The organism is Xanthocytophaga flava, assembly GCF_030068545.1.
GTDB lineage: Bacteria > Bacteroidota > Bacteroidia > Cytophagales > 172606-1 > Xanthocytophaga > Xanthocytophaga flava.
On the sequence record NZ_JASJOR010000010.1, the window covers coordinates 124,257 to 140,920 of the forward strand.

Consider the following 16,664-nt stretch of genomic DNA (forward strand, 5'->3'; position numbering starts at 1 on the left):
AAAGAATGTTTGAGATTGTATTAAAAGCCTACTTGTACACCCAGCAGAACTGTTCTGGGCTTTGGAAAAGACCCATAGTCAAAACCAGGGTTCCAGGTTCCGGAGGTGAAGTCAGGATTGTATCCCTTGTATGCCTGAAAACTGTATAAGTTCTGTCCTGTAATGTATATCCGCGCATTTGAAATACCTTTAATCAGATTTTCGGGGAGTTTGTAGCCAAGAGACACTGTATTGATACGCAGATACGTACCACTTTGTAACCAACCTTTGCGGTCAGAATCTCTCTGATTATTGTTCGGATCACCAGCAGCCAACCGTGGGTATTCATTGTTTGGATTGGTCGGTGTCCAACGATTCAGTGCATCTTTGTGGTAATTTATATAATCCGTAGTATGCATTAAATCACGGTACAAGCGACTGTTTATCTTATTCCCCCCACTTCCGGATGCGAAAAAAGTAAAGTCAAAATTCTTATACTGGGCAGAGAAGTTCATACCATAATAAATAGTTGGCAAAGCACTTCCCAGATAGGTTCTGTCATCTTCATTAATAACATTATCGTTATTAATGTCTTTGTACTTCAGGTCACCAGGTGCAGTGCCAGCTTCCTGAGTAGCGTGGTTGTCAATCTCTTCCTGATTCTGGAAAACACCTTCCACTTTGTAGCCGAAATGCTTTCCAACCTCTCCTCCTACCTGTGTTTTGGCTCCTGTGCCATATACAGGTTCATCATTAGCACCCAGTGCAAGAACTTTATTTTTTAGTGTATAGGCATTGGCAGCTATATCAAATTTAAAGTCACCTGTTGTTTTATGATAGCCTACAGAAAATTCAACCCCATAGTTTCGTAAGCTTGCTGCATTAACAGTAGGAATGTTAGTAGCCCCAGTTGAAGTAGGAATAGGTACACCTAACAAGGCATCAGTCGTCTTATTGTTATAATACTCTACTGTAAGATCAAACTTTCCATTTAAAAAAGTTGCATCTAACCCAATATTGCTGGACGTTTTGCTTTCCCATTTAATAGTTTCAGAAACTAACTGTGTCTGAGTAGCCCCTGTCACTTTTGTACCGCCAAAATTATAAACCACATTGGAGTTAATAATACTATAGTACAAATAGTTAGGAATGTTTTCATTACCGAGTTGACCATAGCTACCTCTAAGTTTTAAATCTGAAATAAAGGGAAGATTTAGGTTCTGAAAAAATTTCTCATTGTGTAGTTTCCAACCTAAAGCTACAGACGAAAAATCTCCATATCGATTGACAGAGGCAAAACGGGAGGAACCATCTCTTCGAATTGTGGCCGTAAGTAAATACCGATCATCAAAACTATAGTTTAACCGTCCCAGAAAAGAATATATCGCGTTTTCCTCTATTCTCGAACTTACTGTTTGGAGTGAAGATCCATTTCCAAGAGTTGGATAATAAGGTTCAGTAAATCCTTCAGCATGTCCTCCTCTAAATAAGTAGTCTCCTTTCTGAAACATCTGGCCAGCCAAAATTGCTAACGTGTGCTTTTCAAATGTTTTTTCATAGTTCAATGTATTTTCAACCAATCCTGTTGAGAATACACGGGAGTTATCGTCAAGTTTGGCAATAGAGGATTGAAAAAAATATCCAAGGTCAAAGACGGGCTGAAAATAGTAGTCTCTGGTAATTGTACGGTCATAGCTCAGATTTAACTTGTACTTCAGGTTATGACCACTATTTTTCAAAAGTTTTACTTCTGTATATACATTGGCAAATGTTCTGTCTACATCTACATAATTATTAATTAACCTGTTAAGTCCAATGACATTCAATGAAATGGCTTTTTCAATAATAGAAGATGTTCCTCCATATCCTCCTTTACGATTTGAATCATATATCGGCATTGTAGGAATAGCCATCACCAGATCACCAACTAATGGAGGACGTCCCCCAGCTAGAAAATTGGCAGAATTGGTTAATGCATTTTCATGTGAATGGGTGTAATACAGCGATTCTCCAATCTTAAATATTCCTTTTTCAGATTCCGAGTTTGCACGTATTGAATATCGGTCGTAGGTTGGACCTTTACCTACCAATGTGCCGTTGCTGGAGAAATAATCTGCAGAGAAACTATACATGGTAGTCTTACTGCCTCCTGAAAAGTTAAGACTATGGTTTTGACGAGTTCCAGTCTTTAAACCTTCTTTCTGCCAGTCAGTATCAATATTTGAGATGTAGGCAGGATCATTGGGATCATTTCCTGGTGCCAAAGGTTGTCCTCCATTTGTTTGGGATTCATTATTCAGCATTTGGTATTGTTCCCGTTGTGTCACCGGAATAATCTGCCACACTTTATCAACACCAAAGTAGCCACTGTATTCTACTTTCAGAGGAGTATCTTTTTTACCTCTTTTAGTAGTAATGATAATAACCCCATTAGCAGCACGTGATCCATAAATAGCACCGGCTGAAGCATCTTTTAACACCTGAATGGACTCTACATCATTCGGATTAAAATCACGCGGGGAAGTACCAACAGGCACTCCATCAATTACATACAAGGGCTCTATATTTCCAAATGTACCAACACCACGTATTTTCACACTTGGGGCAGCACCAGGCTGTCCATCACTAGTAACAGCGACACCGGGTGCACGTCCCTGCAATAACTGTGCAACATCATTGGTTGCAAATTTTTTAACTTCTTCAGCTTTTACAACTGCAATTGAACCTGTCAAATCTGATTTTTTCTGTGTACCATATCCAACTACGACCACTTCTGACAATGCCTTGATATCAGGTATCAATTGGACATCTATCTGTGTTCTACTACCAACAGTTACCTCTTCTGTTGTATATCCGATAAAAGTAAATACCAACACAACACTGCCTGTATTATCAGGTATAGAGATTGAGTATTTTCCCTGTGCATCGGTAGTGGTACCGGTTGCAGTACCTTTTAGTACTACGCTTACTCCTGGTAATGCCTGGTTATTGTCATCGACAACAGTTCCTGTTATTACAGTTGCTTGAGGTTGTGCTACTTTGTTCCCAGTCTCCGTCTTTCTGAATTCGTTTTGAGAGGTTACATGGATATAAGTGTTGACCTGTTTAAACTGAAAATTGGCACTTTTAGCCAGGATGTTCAGAATTTCTGTCAAGGTTTTATTTTCTGCATTGACAGATACCAGTTGCTTAATATTCAGATACGCATCATTATACGTAAAGTGATAGCTGGTCTTATCTTCGATAATCTTAAATACCTCACCTAAGGTTGCATTTTCAACCTTTATTGTAAGTCGGGCATCATTTAAATCCTTACTCTGGGCTTGTAAGAGACCTAAAAACAAAAAAAACAGGGCAAAAAGACTCAGTACCGACCCTTTTTGAGACAAGGGACGGGATATGATAAAACTTTTCATAAATTTGTTTTGAGTTTGGTTTACTGATAGGTAGATCTCACTTGACTTGTCATCTATAAATCAGACGCCAATCCTTTACAGATGACATACATCAGGAGTTAACACACTTGTGTTAGCTCCTTTTTTTAACTCGAATCAGAAGAGTAGGAATAGTGCATAGACTGGATATGAATAAACTAGGGTTTAATTAGAAATAATGACTTTATCTTTATCAATCCTGAACTGAAAGCGAGAAGTAAAAGCAATTCCTGTCAATACATTTTCCAGACTTTCATTTTTAAACTCTCCACTGTAACGCCCCTTCAGTAAAGTATTAGGTGCTACAACTATATGTACACCATATCGTTCTTCAAGGGTTTTGAATACATATTCAAAATTATCCTGTTCAAAAAGTAGAATTCCATCTTTCCAGCCAATTACCTTCTTGGGATTAAAAGAGGTTTTCCGAATCGTATTCTCTGCCATACCAATCTCCCCTGGTAGTAGAATAGCTTTTTGTTGTTTACTTCGAAACTGCACTTTACCTGTCATCACGGCCACTGAATATTCATTCTTTCTTGCCCTCACATTAAAGGAGGTTCCTAATACGGTAGTTTCTGTATGGTTTGTATGAATAATAAAAGGATGTTCTGCATCTTTTTTCACTTCAAAAAAAGCCTCACCTTCAAGCTTTACTTCTCGTCTCTTTCCCCAGAATCGAGCTGGATAGATCAGCTTACTTTGAGAGTTCATTGTGACTACAGAACCATCAGGTAATCGTACTTTCTTTTGCTGAATCTTGCTGGTCAGTTCCTGCAAATCTCTTATAGACCACATCCACCAACTCACTCCAGAACCAATCAGAATTACTATAGAAGCTGCAGCTACCCAAATAGAAGGTCTAAATCTTAAGATATTATTATTTTCTTTGTCTTCTGAAGCTTCTGGTATTCTCATTTGCCTCTCAAACTGAAGAATATTGGCCAGCATAGTATCTGATTCATACTTTGTCAGTTCATAGGTTTTCTCATAGGTTATTCCACTAACTATATTTCTGGCAATTGATACTTCTTTCTCATATTCGGGGTGCATCAAACACCATTGCTCCCAAAAAACAGTCGTTTGTTCATCCGGATTTTTTATCCACTTAATAAAAGATTCATCAACAAGCAACTCGTCAATTTTTAGCTGATTTACATACATAGTTTCTCGGTTTCATATATAGAAAGACACAAGGTGTTCAAATGCCCATACCAAAACTCAAAAAAATTTTATCGTATAAGGAAATAATTTTATTTAGGGTATTTCTAGTTCAATAATTTGACCTTTAACAAGGTGAAATAAAACTATTTACATAGCTTCGGTCAGCTAGGGATTTATTTTTTTAGGACTATTCATAGTTTTTTTAAAAAATATTCTATAGGTTTGTAGTAAGCCTTTTCGGCTATTTTTTATACACAAAAATGTGTAAAAATGACACAATCCTACTGCATATGATAATACCTTTACACGATGAGGAGCAACTCTGGAAAGAGTTTAGAATGGGCAGTAATGAAGCATTGACTACTATATATAGTCAATATGTGGGTAAATTATATACCTATGGTCGGCAGTTCACCTCCAATGGTGAACTGGTAAGAGATTGTATACAGGATTTATTCTGTGAATTAATTCAAAACCGTAAAAACCTTGGATCAACAACATCTATAAAATTTTATCTTTTAGCTTGCGTCCGTAATAAACTAACCAGAGCCATTAAAAAAAACGGAAAGCATTCGCATTTGGATGATATTGAAGAAGGCAATGGATTTGGAGTAGAGTTTCTGGTTCAAAATGAAGCTTTTGTTGAATATTTTAATCTGGAAACAAAGCATACTATAGAAAATGCATTTAATAAATTACCTATTAAACAACGAGAAGCTGTTATCCTTTACTTTTACGAAAATCTCAGTTACCAAGAGATTACGGATATTATGCAAATAGGTAAAGTAAAATCTACCCGTGCATTAATTTATCGTTCTTTAGAGTCTTTATCTTCATTATTATACAATTTCAAGTTACACTCTGAACTCGCCTGAGCAATTGTTTAAAGTTAAAAACACTAAAACAATTGCTCAATGAATGCGATTGACTATTCTTTCCCTACAACTGATGTTAGACAAATCTTGTGTGCATAGTCTATAACTGTCAAATGTTTTGCCGAGAATTCAGTTTGAAAAATATTTTGCCGTGAATAAAGCGTAATAGGAAAAGTAATCGGAGTTCTGGTCAAAATAGAAATTATGGTGAATAATGCACGGAAACAAAACTATTGTGATTAAAAAGCAATCTTTCAGCTAATGAGTGATACAATCCTGTACTTACTAAAAAATAATTTGCAGTAACTTCCTTGCCTTAACATTTGAATAGCTTAGGCCTTTTCTTCTATCTGACTGAGATTGATCCCTCTTATAAAATAAAGTTCCTATTTAGTAATAGAAGCATTCATCTGGTCAAAAGTAGACTTAGTCACTGTAAACATAGTACCATGACGTACACCTTCAGGAAATTTAACTTTATCAGATACATCCTCCCAGTTTTCCATATCTGTTGATCTAACAGCCCCATAAACATGTTGTGTATATTTATCAAAATACAAATACGTATACTCTCCTACTTGTAAGGGGGAAGGGCCTTCAGCCCAATATTTACCTGTAATCGGTCCTGACACTTCTACTGGATAAGGTCCAGCTGCATTTCGGGAACGGGTGATGCGGATATTTTTCTGAGGAGGATTGGGGTTTTCATTCTTGACAAACATGTAGTACCATTTGCCTTTCTGGAAGATTGTGGCATCAATTGCACTAAAGTCTGGATTGAAAAACATTTCGGTTTTACTGAAGGTTTTAAAATCTTTTGTGGTCACATAATAAATCCGATGATTTAAACCTTTTTCATTTTCAGAATCTGCTATATCTGAATGCCGACCAGGAATGGTTGTAGCCCAGAAAATGAGAAACTGCTTAGTTTTTTTATCATAAAATACTTCAGGAGCCCAGCTGTTTTTAGCTGTGGGCTCGTGTTCCATAACAGGAATTGCTTTCTGTTCAGACCAATGCATCAGATCTTTGGAAGATGCATACCCGATAATCTGATCATTCCATCCACTTGTCCATACCATATGATAGGTACCATCTGCTCCCTGAGCAATACAGGGATCACGCATAAGTTTGTCTTTTCCTACAGTCGGTTGTAGAAATGATTTGCCATCATTTAACTTTTGCCACGTTAGTCCATCCTGGCTATAGGCAAAGTGTAATCCATCTTGTCCGTTATCAACAAAATAGGAAAACAAATAGACTTCATTCTGTGCATTACTATATTGAATGTGCAGAAACAAAATACTCAAAAATAAAAAGAGTCGATTTGAAAAGATAGTCATTGATAAGCAATAGAATCAAAATGGTCGATCAAAATAGATTTGTGTCATATACACACAATATGCAATATGGAACAATCCGGATAAGAAGTAATGCTTCTCATCCGGATTTATTTTACTCGATTAGCTAACAAGCTGATTATGACTTTTTACCTTTCTTCTTCTGAAGCCATGCATTATATCGTAATAAACCTTCCAGATAATAATAATCGGCATATACTAATGGTACATCTACCTCACTGTGTTGTGGTTTATGTCCTACACTATGCATCAAAATGAAGTTGTTGTTCTTCCCTATAGGAGCCAGATAAGCAGGAGAAGACAGACTTTTCAGCATTTCTATGGCATTTTTTACATATATATCTCCTTTTTTGGAATACTCTGCCAGTTCAAACAACGCAGAAGAAGCAATGGCAGCCGCAGACGCATCCCGTTCTTCATTTGGGATATTGGGAGCATTATAATCCCAGTAAGGAACCTTATCTTTTGGCAGGTTTGGATGATTGAGAATAAAGTCAGCAATATTTTCCGCTTCTTTCAGATAAACCGGATTTTTGGTCTCTCTATACATGACCACATATCCATACAATCCCCATGATTGTCCACGTCCCCAGGCAGACTCATCTGCATAACCCTGAGCCGTTTTTTTAGCCAGTACTTTTCCTCCTTTGTCGTAACATACTACATGGTAGCTGCTATTATCTTTCCGGTAATGGTTTTTAATAGTACTATCTGCATGTGAAAGACATATGTTATAAAACTCTTTATTACCAGATTCTTTCGCAGCCCAGAAAAGGAACTCCAGATTCATCATATTATCAATAATGACTGGATAATCATAATTGGCAAACTTCTCCCAAGACTTAATCACACCATATTCCGGATGGAAACGGGTTGCCAGCGATTTGGCTCCAGTCAGCATGATGTCTTTGTATGTTTCATTTTTAGTCAGTCGGTAGCCATTTCCAAAGGGGCAATACAACATAAATCCTAAGTCATGAGTAGTTGTGTTATTTTTCTCTTTCTCTACAGCCATCGACCATTTGTGAGCAGCATCTTTCCATTTGGGATCTTTTGTGTATTCATATAAATACCAGAGAGAGCCTCCAAAGAATCCGCTACACCACCAGGAAGAAGCCATATCCCGAGGTGAGCCATCAGCATTGGACGACTGGGGGAACTTAGTAATATCAGGGTGGCTTTTTAATAACAACTCATATTGCTGAGCAGCCAGCGTAAATTGTTTTTTAACATCGACAGCATTTTGACCAGCGACAAACTGAATCAAGCAAAACAGGTATACGACCACTAAAAGTTTTTTCATAGAGATTGGCAAAGTTGTAAGGGATTACTAAACGTAGAGTAAGAAGAAATCAATCAAACAATATTACTAAAAACGGGCTACTGCGCCCAAACTAATACAATTTTTAAAACAAATTACAGGACATTTCTACTAATAGGTATAGCCATTGGGTCCTATCTTTTACCAAAGGTTGTGTAAGATCATGGTATAATATCCAATCATATGCCCATTTTTTGTCACAGAGAGCCCAACTACATGATAAATCCATATAAAATTATCATCTTTGCACTCCAAATAGGTCCTTTGCTTAATCAAAGGACTTTGTAAACACACTATTCCGATTTAGTACATACTCCAGAAACACTTCGTAGAGTATGAGATTCGAAAAGTAACAGACATGACTCTCGAACAAACCTTACAAACACAGATTAGCCAGGCTCTCAGTGAGCTTTTTTCCATTCAGGTCCCTTCCGAAGAAGTATTGCTTCAGGCAACTCGGAAAGACTTTGAAGGTTCACATACATTTGTCACCTTTCAAATTGCCAAACAAGTCCGAAAAAGCCCAGTAGAAGTGGGTCAGCAACTGGGTGACTATCTTCAGCAGAAAGGAACTGCAGTAAGCCGCTTCAATGTAGTACAAGGTTTTCTGAACCTGGTACTATCCGATGCGGTATGGATTGAGTTATTTAAATCTATACAGGCAAATACATCTTATGGATTTCAACCTGCTAATGGACAGAAGGTAATGGTAGAGTATTCGTCTCCGAATACAAACAAGCCATTACACTTGGGACATTTGCGTAATAACTTTTTGGGTTATTCTATTGCTCAGATCCTGAAAGCGAACGGATACGAAGTAATGAAGACCAACATTGTCAATGACAGAGGGATTCATATTTGTAAGTCCATGTTAGCCTATCAGAAGTTTGGCAATGGTGAAACACCAGAAAGCTCTAATACGAAAGGAGATAAACTAGTTGGGAAATACTATGTTGAGTTTGATAAACAACTTAAAAATCAAACCCAGCCATTTTTACAGGAAGCATATAATCAAACATTTACATCTTATAGTGAAGCGGAACAGACAGTTATAAAGAAATCACTGGAGAAAATTGAGAAATTAGAAGGATTTGTTCCTCCTCTAAAAGCAAAAATTGATAAGACTCAATTAAATACTGAGTTTGCAGAACTGCTAACAGAATGGGAAGCCGGAGTAGAAAAAACCTCATCTATAATCAAAGAACTAGAAACTATTGAAGGTCTGAAAGGTGCCGAAAAGGAGCTGTTAGCTACTTTTCGGAAAATCAATAAATTGGAAGGAGAAATAAATGATGCGAAGGATGAGATAAAGGGAATAGCTCAAAATAAAACTGAGATAATGAAAGAAGCTCAGCAAATGCTTTTGAAGTGGGAACAGGGAGATCCGGAAACAGTTGCTTTATGGAAAAAAATGAATGGTTGGGTATATGTTGGGTTTGATGTCACCTATAAGCGTATGGGAGTTGATTTTGATAAGTTTTATTATGAGTCAAATACATATCTTCTAGGGAAAGAGATTGTAAATGAAGGACTAGAGAAAGGAATTTTCTTCAAGAAAGAAAATGGTTCTGTATGGATTGATCTGACAGATGTTGGTTTGGATGAAAAACTTCTGCTACGCGGTGATGGAACATCTGTATACATAACTCAAGACTTGGGATTAGCAGATCTAAAACATGCCGATTTCCCAATGAACAAGTCTGTATATGTAGTAGGAAACGAACAAGACTATCACTTCAAAGTATTATTCTCCATTTTACAGAAATTAGGTCGCCCTTATTCGGAAGGATTATATCATCTTTCTTATGGGATGGTAGATCTGCCTTCAGGTAAAATGAAGTCACGCGAAGGAACAGTAGTGGATGCAGATGATCTAATGAATGAGATGGTAGAAACGGCAGAAAAGCGTTCTGAAGCATTAAGTAAAGTAGCGGAGTTTCCAGAAGAAGAAAGAAATCAGTTATTTAACATGTTAGGGATTGGTGCATTGAAATATTTTCTACTAAAGGTAGATCCAGTAAAAAGGATGCTGTTTAATCCAGAAAAATCTATTGATTTACAAGGAAATACTGCAACTTTTATCCAATTTAACCATGCACGTATTTCATCAATTCTTCGTAAAGCAAAAGAACTAGAACCTTTGGCAGATATTTCTCAACTAAATCAATTACATGAAGCTGAAAAAACTGTAGTTGCGTTGTTAAATGAATTTCCTATTGTTATAGAGAAAGCAGGTAAAGAATACGCACCTTCTTTAATTGCAAATTATATATATGATTTGACTAAAGAATATAGTCGTTTCTATACAGAATTATCTATTTTCCAAGCCGATACTCCAGAACAAATGAGTTTTCGGGTAGCTTTGTCTGCGGAAGTAGGTAAAGTAATTAAGAAAGGTATGAATCTTCTGGGTATTCAGGTGCCAGACCGTATGTAGTTACGAAAGCTGGATACCTACAAATCTCCACAAGAGACTCAACTCTTGTGGAGCATTCCATACACGCTATGAAAAATCTTTTTGCAGGTCTTCTTTTTGCAGCACTGTGGGCATCTGCTTCTGCTGCAACTAAATTTGGTATTCAGTCAGTACATCCTCTGTTTTTAAGCAATGTGCGTTTTTTTTTGGCAGGAGCACTCCTATTATCCATTGCCTATGGTATCCAGAAAAACAAGTTACCAACCACTCGTGAATGGAAACAACTCGCCATCTATGGTCTTCTCAATGTAGCGATTTACCTGGGCTGTTTTTCATGGGCTATGCAGTATGCCTCAGCCGGAATTGGTAGTCTATCTACAGCAACAAGTCCATTATTAATCAGCATACTGTCTGCTTTATGGCTACGTCGACCTATTCGCTGGCAAGAAGCCCTCGGATTGCTGTTGGGAATGATAGGTGTATCGTGTGCTGTCTATCCATTACTACAGAATAGCTATGCCCGGTGGGAAGGAATTGTGATTTTGGCTGTAAGTATGCTCTCTTATGCCATTGGAACCATCTATTATTCCAGCCGCCAATGGAGTCTTTCACTCATTGCCATTAATGGTTGGCAGGTCTTATTTGGAGGTTTGTGGATATTACCTGTAACCTTACTAGTGACCAACTGGTCAACCAATCAATATAACACAGCATTCTGGGGTTCTATTGCCTGGCTGGCAGTGGTAGTTTCAATTGGCGCCGTTCAGCTATGGCTTTATCTACTTAGAGTAGATCCTGTCAAAGCTTCTTTATGGCTATTCCTATGTCCTATTTTTGGTTTTGTATATGCTTCTTGGCTGCTTAACGAACCCATTACGATATATACTTTTATAGGAACAGGCTTGGTTATTTTGGGTTTGTCTATTGCCTGGAAAAAGAAATCCTGATGGACTATTGAAAAGATTAGTAATAAGCAGTCTACAATAAGAAACTTTTCTTACAAAAAAAGTATTATTTTGCAAACGAAGCCTCTCCACGAAACCTTTTGATTACTTATAAGTTATATACCTACTTACTCTAAAATCAAAAACACTTATGAAAGCACTTCTTTTAGTAGTCACATTTATCACATTATCTTCCTGTTTTATGTTTACGGAGCAAAAATCCCGCCCAGAGGCAGCATCGGCTCCAGCCAAATCATTTTATGATTTCAAGATGAAAGCCATTGATGGCAAAGAAATTGACTTCAAAAAATATAAAGGCAAGAAGTTATTGATTGTGAACACAGCTTCGAAATGTGGTTTTACCAAACAATATGAAGCGTTAGAGCAATTGCATGAAAAATATGGCGACAAAGTAGTAATCCTTGGCTTTCCTGCCAATAACTTTGGAGGACAGGAACCAGGTTCAAATGGAGAAATTCAGGAGTTCTGCAAAAAGAATTATGGTGTTAAATTTCAGATGTTTGAAAAAATCTCTGTAACTGGAGAAGACCAGCATCCTTTGTATCAGTGGCTTTCTAAAAAAGATTTGAATGGCTGGAATGATCAGGCTCCAAGCTGGAACTTCTGTAAATATCTGATCAATGAAAACGGTGAATTGGTTAAATTTTATCCATCTAAAGTAGAACCTCTGGATAAGGATTTATTATCTGCCATAGGTGCATAGAAAGAATCAACTTTATAAAAGAAAACCTCCCTTATCAGGAGGTTTTTTTATGCTCGATAACGCAACTTATAAAACAATCTTAAACTCTTTTCTTTGAACCAGGTACAATCTTTCTTGGTGATGGTTTCATAGACAAATACACCAACCAACAAAACATACAGAAGTCCCACACAGGTGTATTTCAGTACAGGAATCAGAATTCCCCAGATAACAACATACAGCACACATAAGACAAGGAGCTCGATCATAGTGAATAGTATTTAACAGGTATATTGTTAATGAGAAAAGTACAAATAAGTAACCTAATCATTCAAAAATCAGCTTAATCCCAGAGAATCAATTACATATAGTTATCAAGCATCTATTGTTTCCAGTATCTATTCTGCAATATTTGTATCCGGATAAAAAAGTCCCCAAATTTGCATTCTTATACAGGAGGTAAATATTTAATACAAAGCCCTCCTTCAGTAACTTTTTGTAGAATATATTTTCAACTTTATATAGTCGTGGCAGCATCATTAAGTACCTGGGTTTCAGCTTTTCGTTTACGTACACTTCCCTTAGCCCTGGCAAGTATCGGAATGGGAAGTTTTCTGGCAGCATCTGTTCATCAGTTTAATGGAGTCGTATTTGGTTTATGTGCATTGACTACCATACTGCTTCAGGTATTATCTAATCTTGCGAACGACTACGGTGACTCTATTCATGGAGCGGATAGTGTAGAACGGAAAGGTCCCCTGCGGGCAGTGCAGGCAGGTCATATTTCATCCCACGCCATGCGTAATGCAGTAATTTTATTCTCGGTACTCTCACTTCTTACAGGGCTTGGGCTTCTCTATGTAGCTCTTAAAGATGCACTGGTACAAACCTTCGTAACCTTCTTTGGACTAGGTATTTTATCTATTATTGCCGCAATTACCTATACAGCTGGTAAAAAACCTTACGGTTATGCAGGATTGGGTGATATCTCCGTTTTGATTTTCTTTGGGTATGTAGCTACGTTAGGTACGTTTTATTTATACACACACACAATCGATTGGATTAATCTGCTACCTGCCACAGCAACGGGTTTTCTTTCAGTAGGTGTATTGAATGTAAACAATATCAGGGATATTGAATCAGATCGTAATGCAGGCAAGTTTTCAATCCCTGTTCGTATTGGACGTAGTAAGGCAGTTATTTATCACTGGTTATTATTATCTCTGGCTATGCTATGTGCCATCATATATGTTATAGCGACTTACCATAGCCCATGGCAGTTTTTATTTCTCCTTGTCACTCCTCTTCTTATTAAAATTGGCCGAGGAGTATCTAAAGACAGTCATATAGATCCTTATCTGAAACAAATGGCTTTGACAACATTACTCTTTGTAATTTTATTTGGTATTGGCCAATTACTCTAAACAGGAATATTTTACAGATTAATTTAGATCTACACTCATGTTATTTACCAGTAGCAGTTTTTTTATACTCTTATTTATTACTTTTATTTTATATTATCTCCCAATTTTTTCCAGATATCAGGTTACTATACTTATTATTTCAAGCCTTATATTTTACTCTTACGAACAACCAGTACTGCTTTCCTTATTATTGTTTTCTGCAACCATAAATATAGTAACCAGTTACTATGTTATTTATGGAATACCTCAGAGGCGTAAAACAATAGCAACAACAGGGGTTATATTTAATCTTATAATACTTGCCTTTTTCAAATACAGTCCTCTTTTTGCATCTACTTTTCTGAATACCAATGATTCTATCGGTCATTTTTTATTGACAATTCCACTTCCAATCGGTATTTCTTTTTTTACATTTGAGGGTATTAGCCTAGTTGTTGATGTTTATAAAGAACAATATTTTAGAGATTCCAATCATTACTCATTGGCTAATCATGCAAAACGAACAATATTTTTCATCTCGTTCTTTCCACATTTAATATCAGGTCCCATACTAAAAGCTCATGAGTTCTTACCACAAATATCAGAGAAAAAAGTAGGAACAATAAATTGGAATGCTTGTGTAAAAAATCTAATTCTCGGATATTTTTTAAAAATGGTAGTAGCAGACAATCTTAAGGACTTTACATTTTGGATGCAATATCCTTATTTTCAAAGCTTTTCCTCAATTAGCCTCATATTTATGCTCTTTGGATATAGCTGCCAGATATTTGCAGATTTTGCGGGATATTCGATTATTGCAATTGGAATGGCTAAGCTTTTTGGTTATAACTTCATTGAAAATTTCAACTTTCCTTATATATCTACCTCATTTTCTGAGTTCTGGCGTAGATGGCATATATCATTATCATCATTTCTCAAAGAATATCTATATATACCTTTAGGGGGTAATAGAAAGGGCAAAGTACGCACATATGTTAATCTTCTTATTACAATGACATTGGGAGGATTATGGCACGGTGCAGCCTGGAGTTATGCAATCTGGGGACTTTTCCATGGAACTGCCTTAGCTGTTGAAAGATTGTATAAAGATTATATTCCTACGAAGTCCAATCCGATAGTCTCTCTTTTCAGTGGGATTTTCGTGTTCAGTTTTGTAACATTAGCCTGGCTACTTTTTAAACTGCCTAAAATTGAACATGTAATAGCATTTCTACAAAGCGTATACAACAATTATTCATTTGCAGACAATCCGCCATTAGTTACCTATATTGTTCTATACTCCCTACCAGTAATTCTTTATCACTTATTTTACCTAGTGAAGGAACGCTTCTCTATAAAACAGATTAAATACGACTTCATTATATATAGTATTCTGTTATTCCTAATACTAACAAATAGCGGATCGCCTGGATCTTTTATCTATTTTCAATTTTAGCCATTATTGATTATTGTATGTTAAGTAAAATATTATTTACAACAACTCTTCTCTTAGCTATCTATATGATAGGTATTGATTTTTTTAAATCTTTTTATACCTCTCAACATCAATGGCAGGATAATATTGTAAAAGCTCAAAACTATTTATACAACAAGAAGAATTCTGAGAATGTTATTATAGGCTCCTCCCTTTCTAACAGACTCATTATGGATAGTATTCCAAACCTTACGAATATAGCTTTTTCTGGACTTAGTATTTTTGATGGTCTAAATCTCGTATTACATAAAGATATCCTACCTAAAAATGTCTTTATTGAAATGAATGTTGCACTACGACCCAAAGATGATCAATTTGAAACATCTTTATTTTCTCCAATTTCATTTTATAGTAAAAAAATATTTTCATCATTAAGAGATGACAAACAACCTGTTGGAATTGCAGGCGTCTATGTTAATCAGAAACTGACAAAAAAAGTTCTTTTTAAAATCAAATCCTTTACAGGTAGTATGAAAGCAAGCAAAGTAAATAGCAATAAAGATCTATTTCAAACAATGTTAAACAATCAAATCACCCAATATTCTATCTCTCCTGACACTATATTAATAGAAGACCGATTTACATTATTACAGAAAACAATTAAGTACTTGGAATCAAAAGGCACAAAAATCACCTTCTTCGAAATGCCTGTTAATCAAAGCTTATGTAATTTACCAAAAGCAACAATCATTCGTCAAAACTTTCAAAAATATTTTCCCAACAAAAACTACACATATATTTCCACTCCTTCTTGCTCAGAGTATAAAACAACGGATGGAGTTCATTTAACAAATAAAGAAGCAATAAAATACACATTATATTTTCGCTCTGAAGCTGAAAATATAATAAGACAAAAAAACCTGTAATAAGCCCATTCCTATGATGTAGCCTTACAGATTTCCCAATTGAATTACCTTAGTTATTTACGCTATTTTACTTCTTAGCACATGTCTTTGCTGTAATACATCCACTACATCATCCAGATCTACATTTTTAGCTTCCAGTAATACCAAAAAATGAAATAGTAAATCGGCTGCCTCATTTTTAAATAGATCTATATTATCATCTTTTGCCTCAATCACAATCTCTACAGCTTCCTCTCCTACTTTCTGTGCTATTTTATTAATTCCTCTGGCAAACAACTTGGCAGTATAGGATTCTTCAGGAGAGGTCCCTTTGCGCTGCCGGATAATGGATTGAAGTTGATTGAGAAACAATCCTTTCTGTTTATTTTCTTCGTTAAAGCACGTATCTGCCCCTGTGTGACAGGTAGGTCCGTCAGGCGTTGCCTGAATTAAAATTGTATCCTGATCACAGTCAATTTTGATCTCATTGACATGCAGAAAATGCCCTGATGTTTCTCCTTTGGTCCAAAGCCTGTTTTTGCTGCGACTGAAAAAGGTTACCACTTTCTCCTGAACCGTTTTTTCGTATGCCTCCTGGTTCATATATCCCAGCATCAGAACTTTTTGTGTCACAGAATCCTGCACAACTACAGGTACTAATCCATTCTGTTTATCAAAATTTATAGTCATATAAAGTAAATCAGTGGTTTGAATAAATTCTGGA

The 16,664-nt window shown here is 36.3% G+C and carries 13 protein-coding genes; 7 read left to right on the forward strand and 6 right to left on the reverse strand.

What is annotated here, in order from left to right; translation table 11 throughout:
• Positions 1-20 precede the first annotated feature (20 nt).
• Positions 21-3,395 carry a SusC/RagA family TonB-linked outer membrane protein gene (locus QNI15_RS16210; protein WP_314032589.1) on the reverse strand — a complete coding sequence of 1,125 codons (3,375 nt, stop codon included), beginning with the start codon at positions 3,393-3,395 and terminating at the stop codon, positions 21-23.
• Positions 3,396-3,578: 183 nt separating this feature from the next.
• Entirely contained in the window at positions 3,579-4,577 is a 999-nt protein-coding gene (locus QNI15_RS16215) for a FecR family protein (RefSeq protein ID WP_314032591.1), read from the reverse strand.
• A 290-nt stretch (positions 4,578-4,867) separates the two neighbouring features.
• Between QNI15_RS16215 and QNI15_RS16220 the strand changes: the two genes are divergently transcribed.
• Positions 4,868-5,452 (forward strand): RNA polymerase sigma factor, encoded by a 585-nt coding sequence (locus QNI15_RS16220; RefSeq protein ID WP_314032593.1) that lies wholly within the window; start codon positions 4,868-4,870, stop codon positions 5,450-5,452.
• Between the two features lie 386 nt (positions 5,453-5,838).
• Here QNI15_RS16220 and QNI15_RS16225 read toward each other — a convergent pair whose 3' ends face one another.
• Positions 5,839-6,795: a glycoside hydrolase family 43 protein gene (locus QNI15_RS16225; RefSeq protein WP_314032594.1), complete on the reverse strand. Its 957-nt coding sequence runs from the start codon at positions 6,793-6,795 to the stop codon at positions 5,839-5,841.
• Between the two features lie 136 nt (positions 6,796-6,931).
• Positions 6,932-8,116 (reverse strand): glycoside hydrolase family 88 protein, encoded by a 1,185-nt coding sequence (locus tag QNI15_RS16230; protein ID WP_314032595.1) that lies wholly within the window; start codon positions 8,114-8,116, stop codon positions 6,932-6,934.
• Positions 8,117-8,492: 376 nt separating this feature from the next.
• Here QNI15_RS16230 and argS point away from each other — a divergent pair, with 376 nt between their 5' ends.
• The 3 genes from argS to QNI15_RS16245 all read left to right on the forward strand — a co-directional run bounded on the left by argS (position 8,493) and on the right by QNI15_RS16245 (position 12,218).
• A complete protein-coding gene (argS, locus tag QNI15_RS16235) occupies positions 8,493-10,571 on the forward strand; it encodes an arginine--tRNA ligase (RefSeq protein ID WP_314032596.1) in 2,079 nt (692 codons plus the stop codon).
• Positions 10,572-10,639: 68 nt separating this feature from the next.
• A complete protein-coding gene (locus tag QNI15_RS16240) occupies positions 10,640-11,497 on the forward strand; it encodes a DMT family transporter (protein ID WP_314032597.1) in 858 nt (285 codons plus the stop codon).
• A gap of 148 nt (positions 11,498-11,645) precedes the next feature.
• Positions 11,646-12,218, forward strand: coding sequence for a glutathione peroxidase (locus QNI15_RS16245; protein WP_313996938.1), 573 nt, complete (start codon positions 11,646-11,648; stop codon positions 12,216-12,218).
• 47 nt (positions 12,219-12,265) lie between these two features.
• Here QNI15_RS16245 and QNI15_RS16250 read toward each other — a convergent pair whose 3' ends face one another.
• Positions 12,266-12,466, reverse strand: a complete 201-nt coding sequence (locus QNI15_RS16250; protein ID WP_313984200.1) for a hypothetical protein — start codon at positions 12,464-12,466, stop codon at positions 12,266-12,268.
• 258 nt (positions 12,467-12,724) lie between these two features.
• Between QNI15_RS16250 and QNI15_RS16255 the strand changes: the two genes are divergently transcribed.
• The 3 genes from QNI15_RS16255 to QNI15_RS16265 all read left to right on the forward strand — a co-directional run bounded on the left by QNI15_RS16255 (position 12,725) and on the right by QNI15_RS16265 (position 15,961).
• Complete coding sequence (locus QNI15_RS16255; RefSeq protein ID WP_313996937.1) at positions 12,725-13,621, forward strand: 1,4-dihydroxy-2-naphthoate polyprenyltransferase; 897 nt, start codon at positions 12,725-12,727, stop codon at positions 13,619-13,621.
• A gap of 190 nt (positions 13,622-13,811) precedes the next feature.
• Positions 13,812-15,056, forward strand: coding sequence for an MBOAT family O-acyltransferase (locus QNI15_RS16260; protein ID WP_314032598.1), 1,245 nt, complete (start codon positions 13,812-13,814; stop codon positions 15,054-15,056).
• A gap of 17 nt (positions 15,057-15,073) precedes the next feature.
• Entirely contained in the window at positions 15,074-15,961 is an 888-nt protein-coding gene (locus QNI15_RS16265) for a hypothetical protein (protein WP_313984206.1), read from the forward strand.
• A 57-nt stretch (positions 15,962-16,018) separates the two neighbouring features.
• On the opposite strand, the gene hisIE is transcribed toward QNI15_RS16265, so the two are convergent.
• Positions 16,019-16,630: a bifunctional phosphoribosyl-AMP cyclohydrolase/phosphoribosyl-ATP diphosphatase HisIE gene (hisIE, locus tag QNI15_RS16270; protein ID WP_313996933.1), complete on the reverse strand. Its 612-nt coding sequence runs from the start codon at positions 16,628-16,630 to the stop codon at positions 16,019-16,021.
• Positions 16,631-16,664: the final 34 nt, after the last annotated feature.

Coding starts and splice junctions, on each gene's coding strand:
- QNI15_RS16210 (WP_314032589.1), bottom strand. CDS start 3,395: ATGAAAAGTTTTATCATATCCCGTCCCTTGTCTCAAAAAGGGTCGGTA.
- hisIE (WP_313996933.1), bottom strand. CDS start 16,630: ATGACTATAAATTTTGATAAACAGAATGGATTAGTACCTGTAGTTGTG.
- QNI15_RS16245 (WP_313996938.1), top strand. CDS start 11,646: ATGAAAGCACTTCTTTTAGTAGTCACATTTATCACATTATCTTCCTGT.
- QNI15_RS16265 (WP_313984206.1), top strand. CDS start 15,074: ATGTTAAGTAAAATATTATTTACAACAACTCTTCTCTTAGCTATCTAT.
- QNI15_RS16230 (WP_314032595.1), bottom strand. CDS start 8,116: ATGAAAAAACTTTTAGTGGTCGTATACCTGTTTTGCTTGATTCAGTTT.
- QNI15_RS16250 (WP_313984200.1), bottom strand. CDS start 12,466: ATGATCGAGCTCCTTGTCTTATGTGTGCTGTATGTTGTTATCTGGGGA.
- QNI15_RS16215 (WP_314032591.1), bottom strand. CDS start 4,577: ATGTATGTAAATCAGCTAAAAATTGACGAGTTGCTTGTTGATGAATCT.
- QNI15_RS16240 (WP_314032597.1), top strand. CDS start 10,640: ATGAAAAATCTTTTTGCAGGTCTTCTTTTTGCAGCACTGTGGGCATCT.
- QNI15_RS16225 (WP_314032594.1), bottom strand. CDS start 6,795: ATGACTATCTTTTCAAATCGACTCTTTTTATTTTTGAGTATTTTGTTT.
- argS (WP_314032596.1), top strand. CDS start 8,493: ATGACTCTCGAACAAACCTTACAAACACAGATTAGCCAGGCTCTCAGT.
- QNI15_RS16220 (WP_314032593.1), top strand. CDS start 4,868: ATGATAATACCTTTACACGATGAGGAGCAACTCTGGAAAGAGTTTAGA.